The 19,291-nt window shown below is 66.3% G+C and carries 17 protein-coding genes; 3 read left to right on the forward strand and 14 right to left on the reverse strand.

Annotation, left to right across the window (positions count from 1 at the left end):
* Window positions 1–68: 68 nt before the first annotated feature.
* From ACWGJY_RS00695 to ACWGJY_RS00715, 5 genes are all read right to left on the reverse strand, one after another.
* Complete coding sequence (locus tag ACWGJY_RS00695) at window positions 69–1,412, reverse strand: FtsK/SpoIIIE domain-containing protein (protein ID WP_453258618.1); 1,344 nt, start codon at window positions 1,410–1,412, stop codon at window positions 69–71.
* Between the two features lie 2 nt (window positions 1,413–1,414).
* The gene (locus ACWGJY_RS00700; RefSeq protein WP_453258619.1) at window positions 1,415–1,744 is read right to left on the reverse strand and encodes an SCO3933 family regulatory protein; all 330 of its coding nucleotides are present in this window, start codon (window positions 1,742–1,744) and stop codon (window positions 1,415–1,417) included.
* A gap of 171 nt (window positions 1,745–1,915) precedes the next feature.
* The gene (locus ACWGJY_RS00705; RefSeq protein ID WP_453258620.1) at window positions 1,916–2,680 is read right to left on the reverse strand and encodes a GntR family transcriptional regulator; all 765 of its coding nucleotides are present in this window, start codon (window positions 2,678–2,680) and stop codon (window positions 1,916–1,918) included.
* 54 nt (window positions 2,681–2,734) lie between these two features.
* Complete coding sequence (locus ACWGJY_RS00710) at window positions 2,735–3,151, reverse strand: TIGR03668 family PPOX class F420-dependent oxidoreductase (RefSeq protein WP_453258621.1); 417 nt, start codon at window positions 3,149–3,151, stop codon at window positions 2,735–2,737.
* Between the two features lie 72 nt (window positions 3,152–3,223).
* Window positions 3,224–3,955 (reverse strand): nuclease-related domain-containing protein, encoded by a 732-nt coding sequence (locus ACWGJY_RS00715; RefSeq protein WP_453258622.1) that lies wholly within the window; start codon window positions 3,953–3,955, stop codon window positions 3,224–3,226.
* 1,504 nt (window positions 3,956–5,459) lie between these two features.
* Here ACWGJY_RS00715 and ACWGJY_RS00720 point away from each other — a divergent pair.
* Window positions 5,460–5,669 (forward strand): hypothetical protein, encoded by a 210-nt coding sequence (locus ACWGJY_RS00720; protein WP_453258623.1) that lies wholly within the window; start codon window positions 5,460–5,462, stop codon window positions 5,667–5,669.
* 418 nt (window positions 5,670–6,087) lie between these two features.
* Here ACWGJY_RS00720 and ACWGJY_RS00725 read toward each other — a convergent pair whose 3' ends face one another.
* Both ACWGJY_RS00725 and ACWGJY_RS00730 read right to left on the reverse strand, forming a co-directional pair.
* Window positions 6,088–7,743, reverse strand: coding sequence for a hypothetical protein (locus tag ACWGJY_RS00725; protein ID WP_453258624.1), 1,656 nt, complete (start codon window positions 7,741–7,743; stop codon window positions 6,088–6,090).
* Between the two features lie 101 nt (window positions 7,744–7,844).
* Entirely contained in the window at window positions 7,845–8,756 is a 912-nt protein-coding gene (locus tag ACWGJY_RS00730) for a hypothetical protein (protein ID WP_453258625.1), read from the reverse strand.
* Window positions 8,757–8,813: 57 nt separating this feature from the next.
* Here ACWGJY_RS00730 and ACWGJY_RS00735 point away from each other — a divergent pair, with 57 nt between their 5' ends.
* Window positions 8,814–9,167 (forward strand): helix-turn-helix domain-containing protein, encoded by a 354-nt coding sequence (locus tag ACWGJY_RS00735; protein WP_453258626.1) that lies wholly within the window; start codon window positions 8,814–8,816, stop codon window positions 9,165–9,167.
* Window positions 9,168–9,409: 242 nt separating this feature from the next.
* Here the strand turns inward: ACWGJY_RS00735 and ACWGJY_RS00740 are convergent, their stop codons facing one another.
* A complete protein-coding gene (locus tag ACWGJY_RS00740) occupies window positions 9,410–9,904 on the reverse strand; it encodes a hypothetical protein (protein ID WP_453258627.1) in 495 nt (164 codons plus the stop codon).
* Window positions 9,905–10,501: 597 nt separating this feature from the next.
* On the opposite strand from ACWGJY_RS00740, the gene ACWGJY_RS00745 reads away from it, so the two are divergent.
* Entirely contained in the window at window positions 10,502–11,005 is a 504-nt protein-coding gene (locus tag ACWGJY_RS00745) for a hypothetical protein (protein WP_453258628.1), read from the forward strand.
* A 1,333-nt stretch (window positions 11,006–12,338) separates the two neighbouring features.
* Here the strand turns inward: ACWGJY_RS00745 and ACWGJY_RS00750 are convergent.
* The 6 genes from ACWGJY_RS00750 to ACWGJY_RS00775 all read right to left on the reverse strand — a co-directional run bounded on the left by ACWGJY_RS00750 (window position 12,339) and on the right by ACWGJY_RS00775 (window position 19,228).
* Window positions 12,339–13,106 (reverse strand): hypothetical protein, encoded by a 768-nt coding sequence (locus ACWGJY_RS00750; protein WP_453258629.1) that lies wholly within the window; start codon window positions 13,104–13,106, stop codon window positions 12,339–12,341.
* Entirely contained in the window at window positions 13,103–16,360 is a 3,258-nt protein-coding gene (locus ACWGJY_RS00755; RefSeq protein ID WP_453258630.1) for a hypothetical protein, read from the reverse strand. The genes ACWGJY_RS00750 and ACWGJY_RS00755 overlap by 4 nt, the downstream gene beginning before the upstream one ends.
* Window positions 16,357–16,791, reverse strand: a complete 435-nt coding sequence (locus ACWGJY_RS00760; RefSeq protein ID WP_453258631.1) for a DUF6507 family protein — start codon at window positions 16,789–16,791, stop codon at window positions 16,357–16,359. The genes ACWGJY_RS00755 and ACWGJY_RS00760 overlap by 4 nt, the downstream gene beginning before the upstream one ends.
* Window positions 16,792–16,924: 133 nt before the next feature.
* Window positions 16,925–17,236 (reverse strand): pore-forming ESAT-6 family protein, encoded by a 312-nt coding sequence (locus tag ACWGJY_RS00765; RefSeq protein ID WP_453258632.1) that lies wholly within the window; start codon window positions 17,234–17,236, stop codon window positions 16,925–16,927.
* A 48-nt stretch (window positions 17,237–17,284) separates the two neighbouring features.
* Window positions 17,285–17,617 (reverse strand): hypothetical protein, encoded by a 333-nt coding sequence (locus ACWGJY_RS00770; protein WP_453258633.1) that lies wholly within the window; start codon window positions 17,615–17,617, stop codon window positions 17,285–17,287.
* Between the two features lie 192 nt (window positions 17,618–17,809).
* Window positions 17,810–19,228, reverse strand: a complete 1,419-nt coding sequence (locus ACWGJY_RS00775; RefSeq protein WP_453258775.1) for a DUF6177 family protein — start codon at window positions 19,226–19,228, stop codon at window positions 17,810–17,812.
* Between the last annotated feature and the right edge of the window lie 63 nt (window positions 19,229–19,291).

The following is a 19,291-nucleotide window of genomic DNA, read 5'->3' on the forward strand; positions in this document are numbered from 1 at the left end:
CGGTTTTGGGCATGGGCGGGGTAGGGACCTGGCGCGAGACGGTCACGCCAACCGGTGTGGAGGGGGCGTTACTCGGTGACGGGCCGGGGCTTGATCAGTGAGGGCGCGTCATCCGGAGCCGGTTCGGCCGGCACAGCCGGGCGGAACGGGGCCAGGGCGGGGAGAGCTGGGGTGAGGTGGGCGTACTCCCGGCAGACCGCGGCAGCCTCAGCAGGGGAAGTCTGCGGGGTGCGGATGCGCGACCAGCCGCCGGAGGAGTCACCGGCCACCGCGACGCCGGGACGGTCGGGGGCGATCGTCGTCACCGCGAACACCGCCTCCGGTGCAATGTCCCCCAGGCCCATTTCCGCGGTCTGCTTGTCGTTGACGCGGTGGACAACGCGGCCGGTGAGCTGGGCGCGGAGCATGGTGGCGCCCTTGCCGAGTTCGGAGCCGAAACGCTGCCCGCAGATCTCCAGATAGATGCCGACTGCGCGGGCCATCTGCCCCAGGCGGACCATCTGCATCACCATCCGGTCCCGGCGTTCCTCGTCCTTCTTCGCGGCGGTCAGGAACAGCTCCGCCACTTCGTCCACGAGGACCACCAGAGGCATGGGCCGTATGTTCTTGGGCAGGTCCCACAGGTTAGAGACGCGATGCTCGCTGAGCAGGTCAAAGCGGGTTTCCATCTCCTCGACCAGCACGTCCAGCAGGCTGGAGGCCTGATCCGGGGTGGTGGCAAGGGCGGAGAGACGCGGCGCGTAGGCGGACTGCTCCACCCCACGCTTGCAGTCGATACCGATCAACCCCACCGGGAGCTTGGCCAGCCCCGCGACGAGGTTGCGCTGATACATCGACTTGCCCGACTGGTTCGCCCCGAGCGTCAAAGCGTGCGGCACCTTGACGTAGTCGCGGACGAACACAGTCCCGTCATCGCGCAACGCGACGGGAACCACCATCGGCCCGGCCTTGAGACGACGCGGCATCCGGACGCGCCTGAGCACGTCGTAGCCGGTCATCCGCAGCTCCACCACACCCGGCTTGGCCTCCACCACGTTCACGGAGTGGACGCCCCAGGCATGCCGGAGCCGTTCGGAGGCCGCCGCCACGTCCGCAGGTTCCAGACCGGCGGGAAGCCGCAGCGAAACCCGCAGCCCCGTCGAGGTGCCACGAACCCGGCGCACCTTCGGCGGCACGGGCTGGACTTCCCGGCGGGCAACGTTGCGGACCATGAACGCCCGCAGACCAGACGGCTGCACCGTCAGACCGCACACGTCCATCGTGGCTCCGTACGTCACCGTGAACCGGCCCCAGGTGACCGGGAGGCCCACCAGCGACCAGTACACGCGCGGGGCGCGAACCTTCGCGTAGCCGAGGCCGCCCGCACCCGCTAAGGCGCCGGTCGCTTCGAGAAGGGTGGTCAGGTCCGACATGATCAGGCCCCGGGCGTGACGGCGACGGCGCGGAACGAGATGCCGTGGCGCTTCTGGCCGTTGAACTCGTTCTCCCAGTCCCGCGCCTTCAGCCCCACCACCGAGACCGGCGTACCCGGGTTCAGCTTCTCCGGCACACCCGTCTCCGGGATCGCCACCTGGTAGAGGTTCCCCTCACCCTCATCCGAGATGAGCAGGCCCACCGTCATCATCTTGGCGCCGGACTCACGGTCCACCGCGATCTCACCGGTCTGCTTGTTCACGAGCTTCGGAGTCGGCGCGGTCGCGACGAACACCACAGCAGTCGAAGTGTCGATCTTGAACGAAGGCATGAGGTCTCTCCTCGTTTGAGGGGCTACGGCAGCCAAGCGCCGAACGTCGCCCCGTACGATGCAGCTTGTATAACCAAGCTGGGATGACCGTACGTCAGCCAACTTGGATATACAAGTAGTTGGCCGCAAAAAAAGAGGGCCCAGAAGGCCCCCTGACGCCGAATCAGCTGGTCACGGCACGTCAATCACGTACCGAAAAACATGGCGGTCGCAAGGGACCCGCGAGTCGAGGACTTCCACGATCGACCCATCCGCCACATGCGCAGCACGCCACACCCGGGCAAGCGGTACACCCGGAGGGATGCTCAGATCCTCGATCTCACTCGGCGTCGGCATGCGAACGTCCAGGTCTTCAACAAACTGCGTGATCCTTTGCCCAATCGGACCGTCCGGATCCTCAACAAGCGCACTCACACCACCGCGGATGCGCCGCGGCTCGGCGACCGCCGTACCCGCGAACAGCGCTGCCGGATAGTAGCCGTCGCATAGCTGCATGGGCTCATCGTCAACGAGGAACAGTCGTCGGCGAACGACCACTTCCGCCCCTTCGGCGAGCCCCAGGCGTTCCGCTACCTCCTGCGGCGCCGGCAGCAGTTCAACGCTCAGGATCCGCTGCTCGGGTCGAGCGCCTTGCGCTGCCACCTCCGCGTTGAAATTGCTCTTACCCGTCTTGCGCCGGTCTCGGAAATTCGCACCGGTCGACAGCATCTGCACACGGGGGCGTGGGCGCACGACGGCACGGGCACCCTGGCTGCTGACCACCAGCCCCTCTGCCTTAAGGAGGGCGATGCCCTTACGGACCGTAGGGCGAGTGGTTCGGTACTGCTTCGCGAGCGTGTTTTCGGAGGGGATCGGCTCCCCTGGTGGAAGGTCGCCCGCCGCGATCTGGTCTCGCAAGTCGTTCGCGATCTGCACGAACACATTCGGCTGAGCCATCGGGTCACCTCTACTTGATTACACAAGCGAGAGTACGGCAACCGTATGACACAGTCACTCGAAGGCCCACCCTGACCACCGTGCTACCCGGATCGCTACAACCGGCCCCTGCGGCGGCTGCTCCCGGTACTGCACGTACTTGGATTGCAAGAGGGCGATGGGATCACCACGTCGCGCTTCGTCCTCGATCACCTCTGCGTGGCCGTCAGCGCGTACCCACCAGAGGTGGGACCAGTCGTCGTCATATTGGTCGACGAGGGCGGCGACGCGGTCGTTTTCCCGGATGTTGCGCAGACGCCGCAGATCCCTGGTGGTCTTGGGCTTGTGATCCACCGCGAAGTAGAGCGCGTCACCTTCCGCGGCGAAGGTGACGGGAACGAGATGTGGCGTGCCGGATGCACTGGCCGTGGCCAGCCGGGCAACCGGCGAAGCCACGAACCTTTGCCGTGCGTCTTCAGGGCCCAGATTCATGACGTGACCGTACCCGCAGGGCCCTTTTCGATGCGGGATGACAGTACTCGCCGCATTAGTAGAAGGAACCGCTCAGGCTCCGACCCACGTACGTCGATCCCGCGCGGCTGTGTAGATCAGTTCTACTTCTTCAGGCTTGAGTGCTCCACTTAGCGGGCCGAGGGATGAGACATCCCTGCCGCGGATGACACGCACGTCGTGCAGCGTCGGAACCACGTCAACCTGCTTCGCGCCAACGAAGACGAGCGCCGACTGAACCTCAACATCAAAGCCACATCTACGAGTGATCGCCCGGCCAGCGCGTAGGGCCTCGTGCCGAGCCTTCCGGACATACGGGCGAGCCTGGCCGTGGTTCACCTTCACCGAGTCGTCCCCCACCCAGACGCTGGCGCCACGGTGGTGCTTGGTATTGATGCAGTACACGCCGCCGGGGCCGATGAGCAGGTGGTCAATATCAACCTCCCGCGGCAGCGGGATGGAGTGTAGGACCCGCCAACCAGACCTGGTGAGGCGCGAAAGCTCTCGCCCAACGATGCGTTCTCCCGCCAAGCCCCTTCGCCATGGGTCCGCTTCGATCTTTCTTCGCAGCAAACGCGCCACGATCAACGCGAAGCAACCAGGCGATACTTCCGCCACCTTCTGACGAAGCCCTTCCCCAGGCCGATTGAGCGCCAGGTCGTCAGCCGCAGTCATCGGGGAAGGAGCCGACTTATGACTGGCGGGGAGGTAACTCGCCAACGCCTTTAGGGCAGCGGACTCATAATCTTGCTCAAGTACCGTCACGATGCCGGATTTGCGGTCCAACCAAGCGACGTTCGTGCCGTCTGGCAGGGATACGTAGACCCGATCGTGCCCGTATCGCTTCCACTCAGACACGCGTAAGTTACTCAAGCTCCAACCCCCAAGATGCCAGGCAGTGTCGACACCATGAGAGCAGTTGAGCGTGGCCCGAGGAAGCCATATCGCTACTCGCCATGCCCCTCAGAGCCTCTGCTGCTTGTTGCCTCCCGCGGGATCCAAGATCATCGCATGAGAGAGCTGTTACAGGTTTCTCTACCTCATCAAGCCCCGCCCTTCGGCCGGGGAAGGGGGAGGTGGGGGGAGAGCACTCCGGGAGCTCTCGCGGGTGGTGCCGTTCTCTTGCCGGATCTTCTGGTGCCGATCGCTTGGTCTCAGCCCGTTGAGTCCGTGGAGTGCCGATCGAGGCCAGCAGCCGCCGTGCACCTCGTTGGTCAGAGTCTCGCGGCTCGGTCCCCGCGGGAAGGCTGGCGGCTTATGGCTCTGGCCTTGCGGGGGCTTCGTGCCTTCGGCATCCGGCGCGCAGGCCAACGGCTTTGACAGCCGCCGCTACGAATCACACCCCACCGGCCCGCCACGCGGGCCGGCGCGGGCTCGGGGACTGGGGGCGACGCTCCTGCCTTCGGCCCGCTCCGCCCCCGCCCCCGGCCCCGCGCCACCACAGTGCCACGGGGTGATCCGCTACACGCTTTGTCCCGCCCAAACGCAGCACCGGACCGAGCAGACACCCCACCGGCCAACACCACTGCCGACGCCATCCACCAGGCCGGCCGCAGTCACCTACCACCAGGACGAGCTGAGCAGCCACGCAGGCGCCCGTAGCTCAGAGCAGGTCCAGGCGGGGAGCCCCGAGGGCGGCGAGGAAGTACGAAGGAGTTGGTGGTGGGGTGGGGGCGGAAGCGGTGAGCGGTTTACATGGCGGGCGCACTGCCGACCGTGCCATAGATCTTGGTTCCGTCGACAAGGCTGGCTACGGGAGGAGTGGGGGCAGCGGGGTCGAGCGCTCCGGGCATGCAGGCTGGCATGGGCGGGCCGCCGTACCGCCACCGTCACGGATGCAGGAGCGTGAGCGGACCGGACTCTGATCCGTGGCTGAGAGGGAGCTATCTGCTGCCGCGATGTGGCGCAGCCCGTCATGGGCGCTTCGCTCAGTTCCCCACCATCGTGGCTGGCCGTTTCGACTGGCCCTGCGAGGTTGCTGCGGTACAGCAGAGAAGGCCCAGGCAAGCCCGCTGCACTGCGTGTGGGTCGATGGCAGACGGGATGGCAGCGAGGCGTTGCGGTTCCTGCCGGAGGTAGCCTTCGGCGATCACTAATTATGCCTTATTTTCCAAGGTCAATTAGTTGTTGGAGTATGCAATGTTAGCCATGTCGACCTTCTGGCCTTGGAAGTTGCGGTCATGGGGTGGATTGGTCGAGAATCGCTCTGACGAGAAAAGCCATCCGCGGCGCCTGGTAACGAAGCGGATGGCCCTCGGTACCTCCCCCTGCAGAGAGGAACTTCCTCATTATGGAAGAGGGCAAGCGTCAAGGCCAGTTGATGCCCCTGTACTGGCTCAGCGGCACGGTCTACGTGATCGCTCTCCTTGCCGGAGTCGGGCTAATCATGAGCGGTCGGGCAAGCGTCCCGGAAGCCTCCGGCTACGTCACACCACTCCTCGTGATCTATGAGCGGATGTCGAGAGGTGGCAACAGTGGTGACCGTGCAAGCGCCTCCTGATCCGGCTGGTTGCTGTACAGCACGGAAGTACAGCAACCGTGACGACTTCACGTGACCGTCGTTGGCTCGTACGGGACGGTTGATCAGGCGGGATGACCTCAGCGCCCTTCGTGCCGGTAGTTCGCAACGAGGGGGTCAGGGGTTCGAATCCCCTCAGGTCCACAGACGGGCCGTTCGTGGGTTAGCCCCCGAACTGTTCACGAGATCCCGGTCAGACGGTCACCGTCCGACCGGGATCTCGGCGTTTGAACCTCTAGTTGTGTGAAAGTCAGCTTGCCGGGCCGCTGGGAAGCGCGGCGGTCCGCGTGGGAACGGACCGGGGGTGGAGATGCGGACATGCCGCGGGGACCGCAGGCGTGGAGGCAGACTCCTGCGGTCTCGCGACGTGCCGATCTTCAATTACGGGATGTGGGCTCGCTCAAGGGCTGCGGCTTATCCCCAGGGAACGGGGCGTGGCTGTTTCGCCAGGCGTCGGGTAGGGCGGAAGGACATCGTTCGCCCCGAGGTCGAGGCCCGTGACGGCGCTCTTCTTGCTGGCGGCCAGGTACTGCTCAAGCTCCTTGATGTTGTGCACCATGACGGTGATGGCGGACAGAAGGGCCTGGGCGACACGGCCCCGAGGCTGACGTCTCTCACGCGCGTGCAAGGCGGAGCCGACAGACTTCAGGCGTCCGTTGCCGCCCTCGATGTGTGCACGCAGCGTCTGGTAGGCCAGGGCCCAGGAAGGCGTCTGCCAAGGCAGCTCCTGCCGCATCCGGGGCATGACGTGAGACTGCACCGTGACGGAGGACTGACGGCAGCACTTGGGGCGGTCGTCGATGGGAAGTTCAGGCGGCTCAACGGTGGGCCGGGCGGCGGGGTGCGCGGCGCGTGCCCTGTGGTCGTCGAGGTCGATGACGACCGGCACGGGCCCCTTCTTCTTCGGCGTGCCGCGGCCCTCACGTTCTTGCGCCCAGGGGCAGTTGAGCTTGGTGACAGGGCAGGAGAACCGCTCGGTACCGCGGTCATCGAGGGTGTCCTTGCGGGTGAGTGCGTACGACTCGATCTCCTGCAACTGCTCACGCAGCGGGATGCGCTCACGCTCGTTCTTGGCGCTGCGGATCTGCTGGTAGAGGCCGAGCAGCCGGCGCGGGGTGAGGGGACAGAACAGCCGCCCTACTTTGGCAATGGCGCCTTGGTGGTTGCGCTCTGCCTCATCGGCGACCTGGGTCTTGGCGAAGTCGAGCACCGGAAGGTAGCCGAGGGTGCGCATGGGCCGGTGGAAGTTCTCGGGCAGAAGCTTCGTGTACGCACGGTCGGCCGCCGTGAAACCGCGGAGGTCGGTGAGCTGGGCCAGAACAGCGCTGACGTATTGCGCATGACGGCCCATGTCCTTCTCGGGCGTGTGCAGCACCATGCCGAGGATGAGCTGTGGGTAGCGGCCAGCCCGGTCCGGGTCGGCGTGGGCAGCGATGGCGAGCGTAGCGCTGTAGCCGAACTCCCGCTCTCCACCGCCCTTGTAGTGCCAATTGGCACTGGCCTCCAGTGCAGAGCGCTTGCGTGTGTGGTGGCGGGCCCAGGTCGGCACGGCGGTGGTGTCAATCGCCGTATCGCCGCGCCAGTGGCGCATCAGGCCCTTGGCGAACGCGGTACGGACCGGGGCGGTGACCAGCCGGTTGGCGAGCTCTTCCAGTTGGCGAAGGGCTTGTTCCCCCCTCTTGCCGTTCCACTGCGCGGCGATCTTGCGGCCTGCGGCTCTGGGGAGCCGGCTGCGGCGCTGGTGCGGTGCCGCGTCCAGCATCCGGTTCATGCGGGTCCAGGCGCGGTGGAAGCGGTTGTAGAGCGCGTTGACTGCGTCCTGGTCTTCGATGTCGCAAGTAGGGATGGAGAGTTCGGTTCGCAGCCGCCCGCTGGTGCCGAAGGTGATGATCTCGAAGGCGTCATCGAGATTGCTGCTGGCCTTTTCGTAGTTGGCGCAGAGCAGGCCGAGGAGAACCAGGCGGATGGGGTAGCCGGGCGGGCCCGGCAGCTCGGCGAACCGCGCCTCGATCAGGTCTACGTCGCCGCTTTGGTGCAGGATCCGGCGGAGCTTCATGACCTTGCTGGCAGCCAGCTGGGACGGTTCGTATGAGTGAGGATACGGGCGCCGGGGGCGTCCGTTGCCGGGCTGGTAGCGAGGGTCGTCGGCGGGAGTTCTCATACGGAGCCCCGCAGCATGCGGGTGGTGGCCGCGGTGGTGAGTGGTGGGACCGATGCCCGGTAAGGAGCCAGCGCGGCGGTCGACTTCATGCCGGCCGCACTGGCGATCACATCCTCAGGGACGCGTTGTCGCAGCAGCTCCACGATCCAGGTACTACGCAGCCGTGCGAGTTTCAGGGCGGGCAGGCCAGAAGAGCCCTTCAGGTTCCGCTTGACCCAGTTGGAGATGCCGTTCTTCGGGGCGACGGTCTGGCGCTGCGGCAGGAACAGGAAACCGTCGCCGGCCGCGCGGGCTCGCGCGGCGAGATCCTCTTCCCACATCGCCCGGCAGACCACCAGACGGTCACTGTCCGGCACCGCGACGACGACCGCCTCGGACGGCAGCACGGTGATGTCTGTACCTCGTGCGGCCAGCACCTCGCGGCGCGTGAGCCCACAGCCTGCGCCGAGGGCCAGCAGAGCCAGCGCACTGCCGCCGATGGCGGACGCCGGGGGCAGCGCTCTGGCCCACATCAGGTAGCGGGCGAGTTCCGGCGGTGTGTAAGGGGCGGCGCGCCGGCATTTGGCGCTCATCCGGGGTGTGGGCTGCTGCCCGTACTCCAGCCACAGCAGCGCCTCGCGGATGCGCAGAAGGATGCTCCGGTACGTCTGGACAGAGTTGCCTTCCAGATTCGTCCGAGCGAGCAGGAATCTGGTCATCGTCTCCGGCGCCAGCCAGAGCAGTGGGTCACGGGCAATGCCGACGCGCTCGGCGTACACGGCCAGCCCGGAGAGCACGAGCATCAGCTTCTGCACTGGGTACGGGACGGAATCGCAGGTTGCGGCGGCCACCATACGGACGCCGTCGGCGACCAGAGGCCATTCCGCCGGCTCTTCCGACGGCTGGTAGCCGAGGATCGCGCCGCTCATTTCCGTCTCCAAAGGGACACACCACGTGAAGTGGCTACACAAGGAGCCACCTGTCTCGTGAGTCTGCACTTCAACCGTCAGGAGCGCATTCCGATGACCGGAGGACGAGGCCGCAGTGTGCCACCGCGGGAGCTGGCCCGGGACCCGGAGAACTGGCCCGAGGCGGCTATCGCCGGCCACCCCGAAGCACGAGTGGTGCAGGCCATCGCATATGCCCTGACCAGGCATATGTCCCGGCAGGGGCTCGGGCTGCGGCGCGTTGCGGCCCTCACCGGCGTCAACCGCCAGGCGGTAGCCAACCTCCTTTCCGGCGGCAGCTGGCCGGATGTGGCCACGCTGAGCCGACTGGAGGACGGACTCGGGGTCGGACTCTATCCGGGGGGCAAAGGGCCCGGATCGGGGCATTGCTGAACCTCCACATGCCTGCGAGATACACGCGGGCAGGACAATTTCGGCTCAGCGCGCCATGCGCAGTCCGTGCTGGGCTACGCTCAGAGTGGGCATGCCGAAGCCGCTACCTGGGTGACGTGTGCCGGTGCCGCCGGGACTGATCCCTCGGCGGCACCACTGCTCTTCGTCGTCATTTCTCCGCGCTCGGCCCCGGCTGATCCTTCCGGCGCCAAGCGGTGTTCACCGCGCTCTGTTGCTCCGCGTTAGGCAGCCCCCTCGGACCTGGTGAACTCCCCGGTGCTGAGCATCCGCAAATAACCCGCCTCTGTAAGTTTGCGGCAGGCGCGGCGGATGGCTTCCACCTGCGAGCGCGAGGGTGCCTTACGGCCCAGAGCGATCGTCACCTCACGTGCACGCAAGGGTCGGTCGGCGCTCACGACGAGCGTGACGATCTTCTGACTCACGGCCCCCCTGGGCACTCTCTGCGCCTCGCGGCGGGGGCTGGCCTGCTTTGCCTTACCTGGCTCCGGGCGTTTCTTGGCAGACGACGGTTCCTGCTCGCTACCGTGGGCTTCCGCTGAAGGTGTCTCTCCCGTTACGGGGGCCGCCTCAAGGAGTTCAGTAAGCGTACGGCGCGTGACGGATAGCGCGGCAAGGCGCTCCTCCAGGGCGACGAGCCTTCCCTGAAGGGCGGTCATCTCTGCCCGTGCGGTCTCCTCCTCGCGTTCCAGGCGCTGGATGACCGTGTCAGGTGCCACTGAGACTCCATCAACTGCAGGTTTTCTAGGCAGGTTTGGGGCCTGGCATCGATGATCTCCTGCCCCACGTGCACGATGCGTGCTCACTGTAGAGGATCTCAAGGGGCGCCCGAAGGGAATCCTGAACATCGTCGTGAAAAAAGGATGACCCCTTGAGGCCTGCCGCCGCAAAGGCTTTGGCAGCCAGAACCTCTGGTTCATGGAGGGACGCAAGGCTGCCAGCCGCGTCGCCCATGCCGTCAGGGAAGCTGGCTGACCTGGCGTATATCGACTTGTCCCTTGAGGGCGCCAGCCTTAGGCGCTGAAGTGAGCCCAAGGGTGTGCGGGATGCATCTATGTGTAGCCGCCCAGAGCTGTGGGATCCACGTGGGTGTTCGTCAGCCCGCCCAACCGTTGAAAGACGCCCGCGGCAAGGGCCAAGAGGCTTCGATGCTGGGCACGTGTGCTGTCGGGGACGGTCTCAGCTGGTCGGACAAGAAGTGGACGAGGTCTGCCGTAACGCCTGCGGTCTTTCCGTAGATCCCTTACCGTGGGGCCTGGGCTCTGGCACTCTCGCAAGCCAGCGCTCGCACTCAGGGATGAGAATCAGGGTGGGCGATGACGTCACTATTTGATCGGCTGGATAAGGAAGAGGCCATCGTTCGCGGCGAGTTGGGCACGCTGCGTGAAAAGATCTCTGTTGTCGAAGAACGCCTGATCCGGCTGACGATCACCCGCGACACCCTACGGTCACTGTCAACCGATGGTGTGCCGAATGCGGATACTGACCCAGCGGATGATTCCGCTTCGGTTGACTCGGCTGGCGAAGAGAGCCAGCTGACCGAGGCGGCTGGTTCAGGCGAAGCGGCGGAGCCGTCGGCCTCAGAGCCGCTGGGGCTGGAAGAGGCCCGGGAGCGGATGCTTGCGCTGCTGACACGTTCCGGGCGCGCTATGAAAGCCAGTGAGATCACGACATCGATCGGCGATGCAGCCTCTCGGTCGGAAACCACCCGCGCACGGCTCAAGAGGCTGGTGGCGGAGGGCCGGGTGGTCGAAGAGCCGACTGGATGGTTCGTCATCGCACCCGGAGGCGCCGCCGCTGGGAGTCACTCCGAGGGCTAGACATGACGGCTGCCGAGAGTCGCCTGCGATGACAAGAAGTACTTTTGGGTCAATCGACGCGGCGCGCCCAGCCGTGCGAGGGCCTGGTCGACGGAGTACCGAAAGAGCCGCTTTCTAGATGCCGGGCAGCTGAACCGTACGTCGCAGCGCAGGCTGATGGCGTACGACTCCAGCCTCCGATTGTGTGCGGGCCGCTCGTTCGCCGATCGCGGAACGGTTTCCGTCGTGCCGCAGATTCAGTTGAGGGTGATGGGCCCGTCGGGCAGCCAGCCGTCGAGATAGCCGTCGACCAGGATGCTCGTGGTCTCGAATCGAGGAGCGTCCAGAATGGCGCCAAGAGAAGCTCTCGGGGCCCAGAAGGTGCGGCCGCCAGTGAGTCCGCTGCGCGCGGCAGGGCTGGCCCGTGCGATGAAGTAGCGTATTTCGATGCGTGTGGCATTGCCTTCCGGTGGTTGAGCCCAGAGGCGCCCGGTGATGGTTCCTCAGCGAACTGAACGCTCGTTCATGAGCTGGCCAGCGAGGCGCGCGACTGATTCGCTGGATGACTCCGCGAGCCCGACCCCGCGCTGTGGCAGCTCCCATATCGGTGGAGCTGAATCCTGGGTGCGCAGCAGTGCAACCCGATGCTCGGAGTCGATGGCGACGAGGGTAGCGATGCGCTGGAAGCGGGGAGCCGGAACGGGCATGACTCATCATGAGCGCATGTCTGCACAAGTAGCCACCTGAAGAGGCAATGGGTGCAATCCATTGCGCTACCCGTGTGGTCACATACATGGGCTAGCACTTCAGTAGCGGTTCTCCATTTCTGCTGGTCAGCGCACTGTTTCCTGGCCGGCCTGTCGTCCTTCTGGCAAAGGCGGCTTCGACCTTACGGGATAACGTGGTCGTCCCGATCCCGCCCACCCGGTAGAAGACGATGACGTTGCGCCGCGGTGCTTCGAGATCTTCGACGTCGAAGGCTGGCTCGCTGATGCGCTGCAGGTGCTCGGCGAGCGCTGCCGCGACCGCTGCCCACTGAGCCTGGCGATTGGTGAACGCCTCCTGCGGCGAGCCTCCGGTCGTTCGTGCTGAACAACGCCCTCAGATTCCGACCTGCTGAGCCCACCTGCATCGCGTTGACCGCAGCATGCCACGTCTGCGTCGCAGTCGCTTGTGGGTAGATGACGCGGCGGTCATGGAACGACAGGACAGCGGGGCTAAACGTGGAACTGATTACGGCCGCTGTTCAAGACCATCGATCTCCTTGGCCAGGTGCTCGTCCAGCCGCTCCGAGTACCCGCGCGGCATTGGGTTCTGGTGCGCCATGCCGAGGAATGATGACGTCAGAGTGGACTCAAGAGGAGCCAAGGATTTTCGTCGTCACCGATTCGATGAACACGGCAGCCTCGATCTCTGAGATCTTGACATGGTCGACTTCGTTGTGACCAAGGTCGTACAGCTTGAGGTACTCGGTCGGCTCCCAGCGGAGGTGCCGGGTGAAGGCTTCGTCATACGTCTGGCCTTCGTCGATGCGATGCCGGACGATTCCGCGCGGCTTGTTCCGGGGGTAGCCCTCGCTGACCTTTGCGTAGTAGGAGATCTCACCTTCGGCATCGAGTGCGTCGAGTGTCGCTGGGGCTAGCGTGAGGAAGGGCGTGGCGGAAGCGTTGCTCTCCACGTTGCCGAGCCGGATCATCACGCCGTTGAGGTCGAGATACTCCTCCAGGAAGTACCCACCACCTCGTTCGTACATGAGGAGGAGCGGTTCATAGGGGTCCGGCAGACCGGCAGGTAGGTCGTCACGGGTGTCACGGAGCGTCGCCCACCGGACAGCGGCTCGGCAGGTCCGCTTCAGCGAAGTCGGGGCGAGCCCGGCCAGGACTTCTTCTACTTCGGTGGCGACATCGGGGGGTGTCTGGAGCTCCGCATCGACGTGCTCCGCGATGTCGAAGAAGGGCCAGGACTGCTCCGCCCCATAAGCACGCGCCCAAAGGGCCGCCCGTCGCAAGTATTCGCGCATGAGCAGAGCACGTGAATTGGCGTGATCGGATGCCGCGAAATCGTCGGCCCAGTCAATGGCACGCAGCCGCTCCAACACCCTGCGTGAAGAACTCTCTGTCACTTCAGGTCCACCCCCTTGGCTCGCAGTTCTTGCACAATATCCTTCACGAAGTCATCGATGTTGGACAAATCAGCGGCGAGATCCGTCTTGGGGTGCCTGAGACCGAGCTTCTGCCACTGCGTCCCGAAACCACCCCGTGCGGGGTTCGGTGCCAGGTCGTGCGCGCCTGCTGCGGACAGGCTCTTCGGCGACCTCCTGCCTTCGAACTGCCCGTCGTCGCCCCACCTCCACAGGCCGGTCTCGTCGTACAGATAGGGAAGGCCACCCTTCATCAGCCGGCTCTCCACGTACTCGTGCGTCATCAGGTTCCTGAATTCCGCGATCTGGTCCGCGTCCAGTGTGCCCTTGCGCGCTCCGTCCCACAGGGCCGCGAGGTCATCGCGTGGCGTGAAGAGACCACGCCTCCACTCCCCGGGCCGGATGATCACGTCGTGCATTTGCTTGATCATGTGGGTCTTCACTTGCCGGATGACAGCCTCGTTGAGACCGGTGTTACGGGCCATTGCGGGCACGTCAACGTGGTTGGGTGTGGCCCGGAGCGAGTCGTACACGCCGGCCGCATACGCCGAGGGCTGCTCGACCCAACCGGCTCCTCCCCACCCGCCGTTGGGACCGTGGGTGTACGGATTTTCCGCGTCGCCTGCGGCGTCCAGCGAGTCGTCGCCCAGGCCACCAGCGTCTGCCGCGTCGTCTCCCAAGCCCCCGACATCGTCGCCCACCGACCCGAGGTCATGAGCCGTCGAGTCGAGGTCCTTGCCGAGTGCCGCTGCCGCATCGTCGGCGCCGTGTGCACCGATCCTGATGGCGCCCGCATCATGCGGCACCGGCACCTTGCCGAACAGTTCGGCTTGCTCGGCCTTGATCGCGGAAATCTCGTCGGGGGAGACACCGGGCAGGCGTTCCTTCTCGTACAGGACGTGGCCGTCCATCTTGGCCGTAAAGCTATCGGCCGTGTGGAACTGCAGCTCGAAGACCTTGCCACTGGCCGGGTCACGCCAGGTTGAGTTAATTCCCTTGTAGCCAACGGAGTCCCAGGTGTTCTTGAACGTGACGTTCTCGAACCCCTTGGCCTGCAGGTCGTTGATCGCCTGCTGCACTCCGCGGGTGTAACCGTTGCTCGGGACCTCCGTCGTGTAGCGGATGGAGTCCTTGATGTCGCTGAGTGCCTGGCCGTGGTCCATGCCGATGTCTTCGAGCATGTCCGTGGCGAGCTTGCGCTTGAGGGAGCCCTCGCCCTTGAGCCGGTACTCCAGGCCGAGGTACTTCCCGTCGTCGACCTTGCCAGCGATGTCTTGCATCGCCTCGGTGATGCGCGGCTCCGCCTCGGCGGACCTGCGTATGAAGTCGTCCGCGGCGGCATTCGCCTCCCGGTCCAGATGCAGGCCATTCTCGCCTACCCAGGAACCATCGGGCAGATTGCCTCGCGAGCCGTCGGGCAGGGAGGCACCGGGATTACCTAGCCCGCCTTCGTGGGGTGGGGGTGGCACGTCGGTTCCGGAGTCGGCCGGGGCATGGTCTCCCCCGGCCCTGCCTGGCGCGTGATCAACGCCAGTAGGCCCATCGTGACCACTGCTGCCCGGGACGTCCCCGTGACCGCCGGTCGGGGATCCCTGGCTGGCGTCTGGGCCCCGCCTGAGGTCGCCGGCGCGGCCCATGGGGGTGTTGTCGCCCGGCCCGGCGTGGCCGTGCCCCGCGTCGTCGCCCGCACGGGCTGGGTCGGAGATGTCCGAGCCGACGCGTGTGACGTCGTTGCTCCGTCCGCCGACGCCGGCCGGGACCTGCTGTTCCTGGCGGACCGGGGTCTCGATCCGTGGGTTGTCTGCGCCCGCCGTCGGGTTCGGGGTCTTCTCCGACTTGGCCTCGTCGCCCCTCTGCAAGAGGCTCCCGTCCTCCTTGTAGAGGGAGCCTTCGCCGTCCATGTACTTCCCCGGGCCGTCGAACGGCGACTTCACCGTGTGCGGCGGGAGGGTGACGGTGCTCTCAGGCAGCTTGATGTTGCCGTCCGGGAGCTTGATCGCCCCTTCCGGAATGGCGGCATCCTTGGGCAGCTGTACCGAGCCGTCCGGCATCTTTACGGAGCCCTCTGGGAGGCTGAAGGCGCCCTCGGCGATCTTCGGGGCCTCGATGTGGCCGGCGTCCTTGAGGTGGGCCATCACGTCGCCGATTTTCGACAGGCCCGCGCCTGCGCCCTTGAAGACGTAGGTCATCGGGTCGATGGCGTGGCCCACCTTGCCGGCGATGGACAGGGCCTTGGCAGCCGCGCCGGCCTTGCCCGCGCCCGACACGGCGGCGCCGCCGCCACGGGTGAAGATGGCGGTGATGACGTTGAAGGTGACTGCGCCGGCGGCCCGGGAGCCGTTCGATTCCCACTGGTCCCAGGCCACGAGCGCCTTGCCGGTCTCCTTCATCGCGGTACGCGAATCCCGCAGCCAGGAGGGGAGTTTGTCCCCCGGTATCGCCAGGAAGGCGGGGCCCACGATGGGCAAAGTGGTGATCATCACGCCGGTGGAGAGCTTGGCCAGGCCGGTCCATGCTTGGCCGGCGGCGTCCCAGCCGTCGACGCCGATCAGGGTGCCCAGGCCCTTGATGGTGCCCCACACCCCGTCGACGACGATGCCCTTGCCGAAGTCGTAGGCGTGCTCCCAGACCTGCCACCAGGGGACGGACTCCTCGATCGCGTCGCCCCAGGGCAGGCTCTTGGCGTGTTTGAGGGCTTCGGCGTCATAGCCGTACCCCGTCTTGTGGGAGCCGTCGATCGTGTGGAGTGCCTTGTCGCCTACCAGCGCGACGATCTTGGCGTGGCAGTCGCGTTCGGCTTCTTGGAACGCGGCCCAGACCTCGGCGATCTTGTTGCGGCGGTTGAGGTTCTCCTCGACCAGATCGCCGTCCTCGTTCCAGTCGTCTTCGGCGGCCTCCTTGGCGCGGAAATCGGCGGCGTCCTGTTTGAGCTGCTTGAGCTGGTTGACCAGTGGGGTGATCTCGCGGGCGTAGGTGTTCAGAGCCCTGGCGATGACATGGATGTCTTCGCTCAGGTCGTGCGCCTTGTCCGCCACCGGTTTGGTGACGCCGAACAACTGCTCCGCCTCAGGCGCCTTGTAGAAGGCGGCCAAGCCACCGAAGGACTTGTGGACGTCCGAGCCGGCGGTTTCGACCTTGGAGCCGCCGTGGGACAGCGCCTTCGCCTTGGTTTCGAGAAGGTCCAGATCGCCCGTGAAGACCGGTACCTCAGCCGGATCGACCGGCGCGTCGCTCACTTCTTCTTCCCCCCGAAGTCCTTGAGAGCATCCACCCGTACGGCCCGGGCGGCGTTCTGGGCGTTCTTGGCCGCCTCCAGGTCGCCCTCGACGTACTCATTGGTGGCTTTGGCTGCGCCCCGGACGGCGGCCTGGCAGCGATCAGCCATCCCCTTGAGGTCCTTCTTGCGCTTCGTCACGTACTCGACCAGTGCCGCGCCGACCGGTCCCGTCGACGTCCGCGCCGACCACGCCGGAGCCTTTTGCGGCACCACCGGCCCGTACGGCTGCGTCATGGCCTGCGAGCCCGGTACGGCCGTACCCGCGGCCTGAGCTGCCTCTTTCATGTCCGCGAGCAGGGTGTTGAGGGCGTTCCCCAGATCTTCGGCATGTGTGCCGACGACCTTCAACTGGCCCTGAACTCCCTGTGGCTGAATGTCCCATGACGCCATGAACGCCCCCTGCATTCCTATCTGGTGCACCGCCGCCACGAGCCGCGCGCACCGTCCCCCCCCCCGACAGCCGGCAACCCCAACCCCTCAGCGCAGTCGGGAGGATGCTTCTCCTCCCGTGCGCCGGGCTGACTCAGCCGATGTTGTCGACCGCGGTCTTCGCGCGTGCGAGCGTCTGGTGCGCCGTCGCGTCGTTCTTCTCCAGCGTCGCCTTCAGCAGCTGGATGATGCTCTTGACCTCCTGCGACGCGCGGTTCCAGCGCAGTTCCTTGCCGTGGTACTCCTCCGCGACACCGTCCGCCGCGAAATCCGACATCGCAGCCTTCACCTGCGCATCACGTGCCGCGATCACCTGCTCCAGGCGCGCGATCACCGCTTGGATGTTGCCCTGCGCCTCCGCCGACGTCGCCGTGTCATACGAACGACGGTCACTACCAGCAGCCATCACAATCACTCCCCCTGAGATCTGTGTACTTACGCCGCGATCGGGCTGTCAGCGGCCCGAGAAGCGGGCCGCGTCGAAGTTCGCCGCCGACATCTGCGACCGAGCGTTGTCGGCCTGCTCCTGGTCACCGGAGCTGAATGCCGACTCCATGCCCGACTGACCGCCCACGATCGCGGCCAGCGCACTGTTCAACGACGCCGTGATCTCGTCCGCGTGCGACTTGAATGAGTCGAACGCCACCTTGCCCGAGCCGTTGAACTTGCCCTCCAACGGCTGGGCCGCCTGCACGAGCTGGCGGATCAAAGTCCCCAGTTCCGTGCTCGACCCCTGCGACTGGGACCTCAGGGTCGAGAGCGTCTGCGCCCCCATGTCGAACTTCATCGGGCTCCCCCTGCCAGACTTGACGATCGTTTGTACGGTCATGCCTATCAACTGCGGCGTGATAGGTGCAATTCACAATCCCGATGCTACGGGCAGGGTCTGACAATGGCTCAAAGCCGTCAGGTGGCCACCTAGCATTGCCTGCACTGTGCTTGGAGTGGCCGGTCGTGCCCGCCCCTGACCGTCAGGTGCTCACACGCCTTTCAGATGCCGCATCAGGCGCTCGAAGTCCTGCCAGCCCGACAGGTCCGACGGGTCACCCGGCAGCGGGTAGTACAGCGCGGGGCGGGTCTTCGGGCCGAGGGGGACAGGCGACTGCGGCAGCGGGGTGTGCCTGGCGCGGTCATCGGGCAGCTGACGGACCTCCTCCGCGCCGAGTACGAAGGCCAGCGGGACGCCTGGGCCCTCGAAGCGGGGCGGCACTGCAAGGTCGCGGCGGGCCTTGCGGACCTGTACGAGCATGGACTGCAGGTGGTGGCGGGTGGCGAGCTGCTCCGCGGCCGCGGGCAGGGAGTTGACCGGCGGCTCCTCGTCGGGTCCGTAGCCGAAGGCCAGGGTGGTGTGTTCCTCCACGCCCGCCTTCGTACGGCTGATGCGCACGGTGGCGAGGCCGGGCCGGTCCGGGGTTCCGACCACTACGAACCAGGTCGGCTCCGGCGCCCTCTCGTGGGCGAGGTCGGTCATCTGGCGTGGTGACCAGGGGAGGTTGGCGGGTTCAGCGGTTCCCCAGCCGGCCGGGGGCTCGCTGGTGAGTTCGCGCCATATCGACTCCAGCGCGCCGCCGAGTACCAGACGATCGTCTGCGGGGTGGACGGCGCGGAACGTGACGGCCAGCTGGCGCTCGCCGGTGGTCGTGGCCTCCTGGTAGGAGGCGGCGACCGGGGTGCGAGGGTCGTCAGAGGTCGCGTCGGGTGCTGGTACCGGTGCGAACATGCCCTCCTGCCAGCGCAGTACGGCTCCGGACAGTCCGTCGTAGTAGCCGTCCCGTTCGTCCCGCACGATCCAGCGGGAGGTCCAGCTGCTGAGGCTCTCGCGTACGGCCGGGGAGAGCGTGGTTCCTGCCAGGGTGACGATCTGGAGGCCCAGCTCGGCGTTGGCGGCGGTCCGGAACGCGTCCGAGAGCCAGGCCGTCATGGCGACCACCGGGCGGTCCTGGATGACGACGGCGACCTTGTCGGTGAGGACGTCGACGGCGGGCTGCGCGGCGGCGGGCGTGGGCGCAACACTCACGCCATCGGTCTTCACCACGGCCAGGGAGCGCGCGGCCTCTGGCGGCCAGGCGGAGCCGCCGGCCAGAGTGGCCAGCCGGGCCGCGAAGGTGCCTGCGAGCCGCTCGGCTTCTTCGACGCCTGTGGTGGCGCGGGCCTCCGTCCACCAATACGGGACCGGCGGCGGGGTGGCTCCGAGCAGCCGCTCGGCCTCTCCGGCGACCTGCACGAGCAGCGGTGCCTCGACGGAGACGAGCGGGCGGCCCTCACCGTCGCAGAGTCGCACGACGGCGCCCTCGCCCGCCGTGTCCATCAGCTTGTCAGGGCCCCCGGAGAGCAGGCCCGCGAGCATGGTCCAGGGGTCGGGCATGCGCTGGGTGAGGGCGATGACGTCCTTGGTCATGTGGTCGTCCGGTCCTTCGTAGTTCGTGGCATGGGTGCCGTACATGGCGTGGCTCGCGTGGGC

It is taken from the genome of Streptomyces sp. NPDC054765, assembly GCF_053612065.1.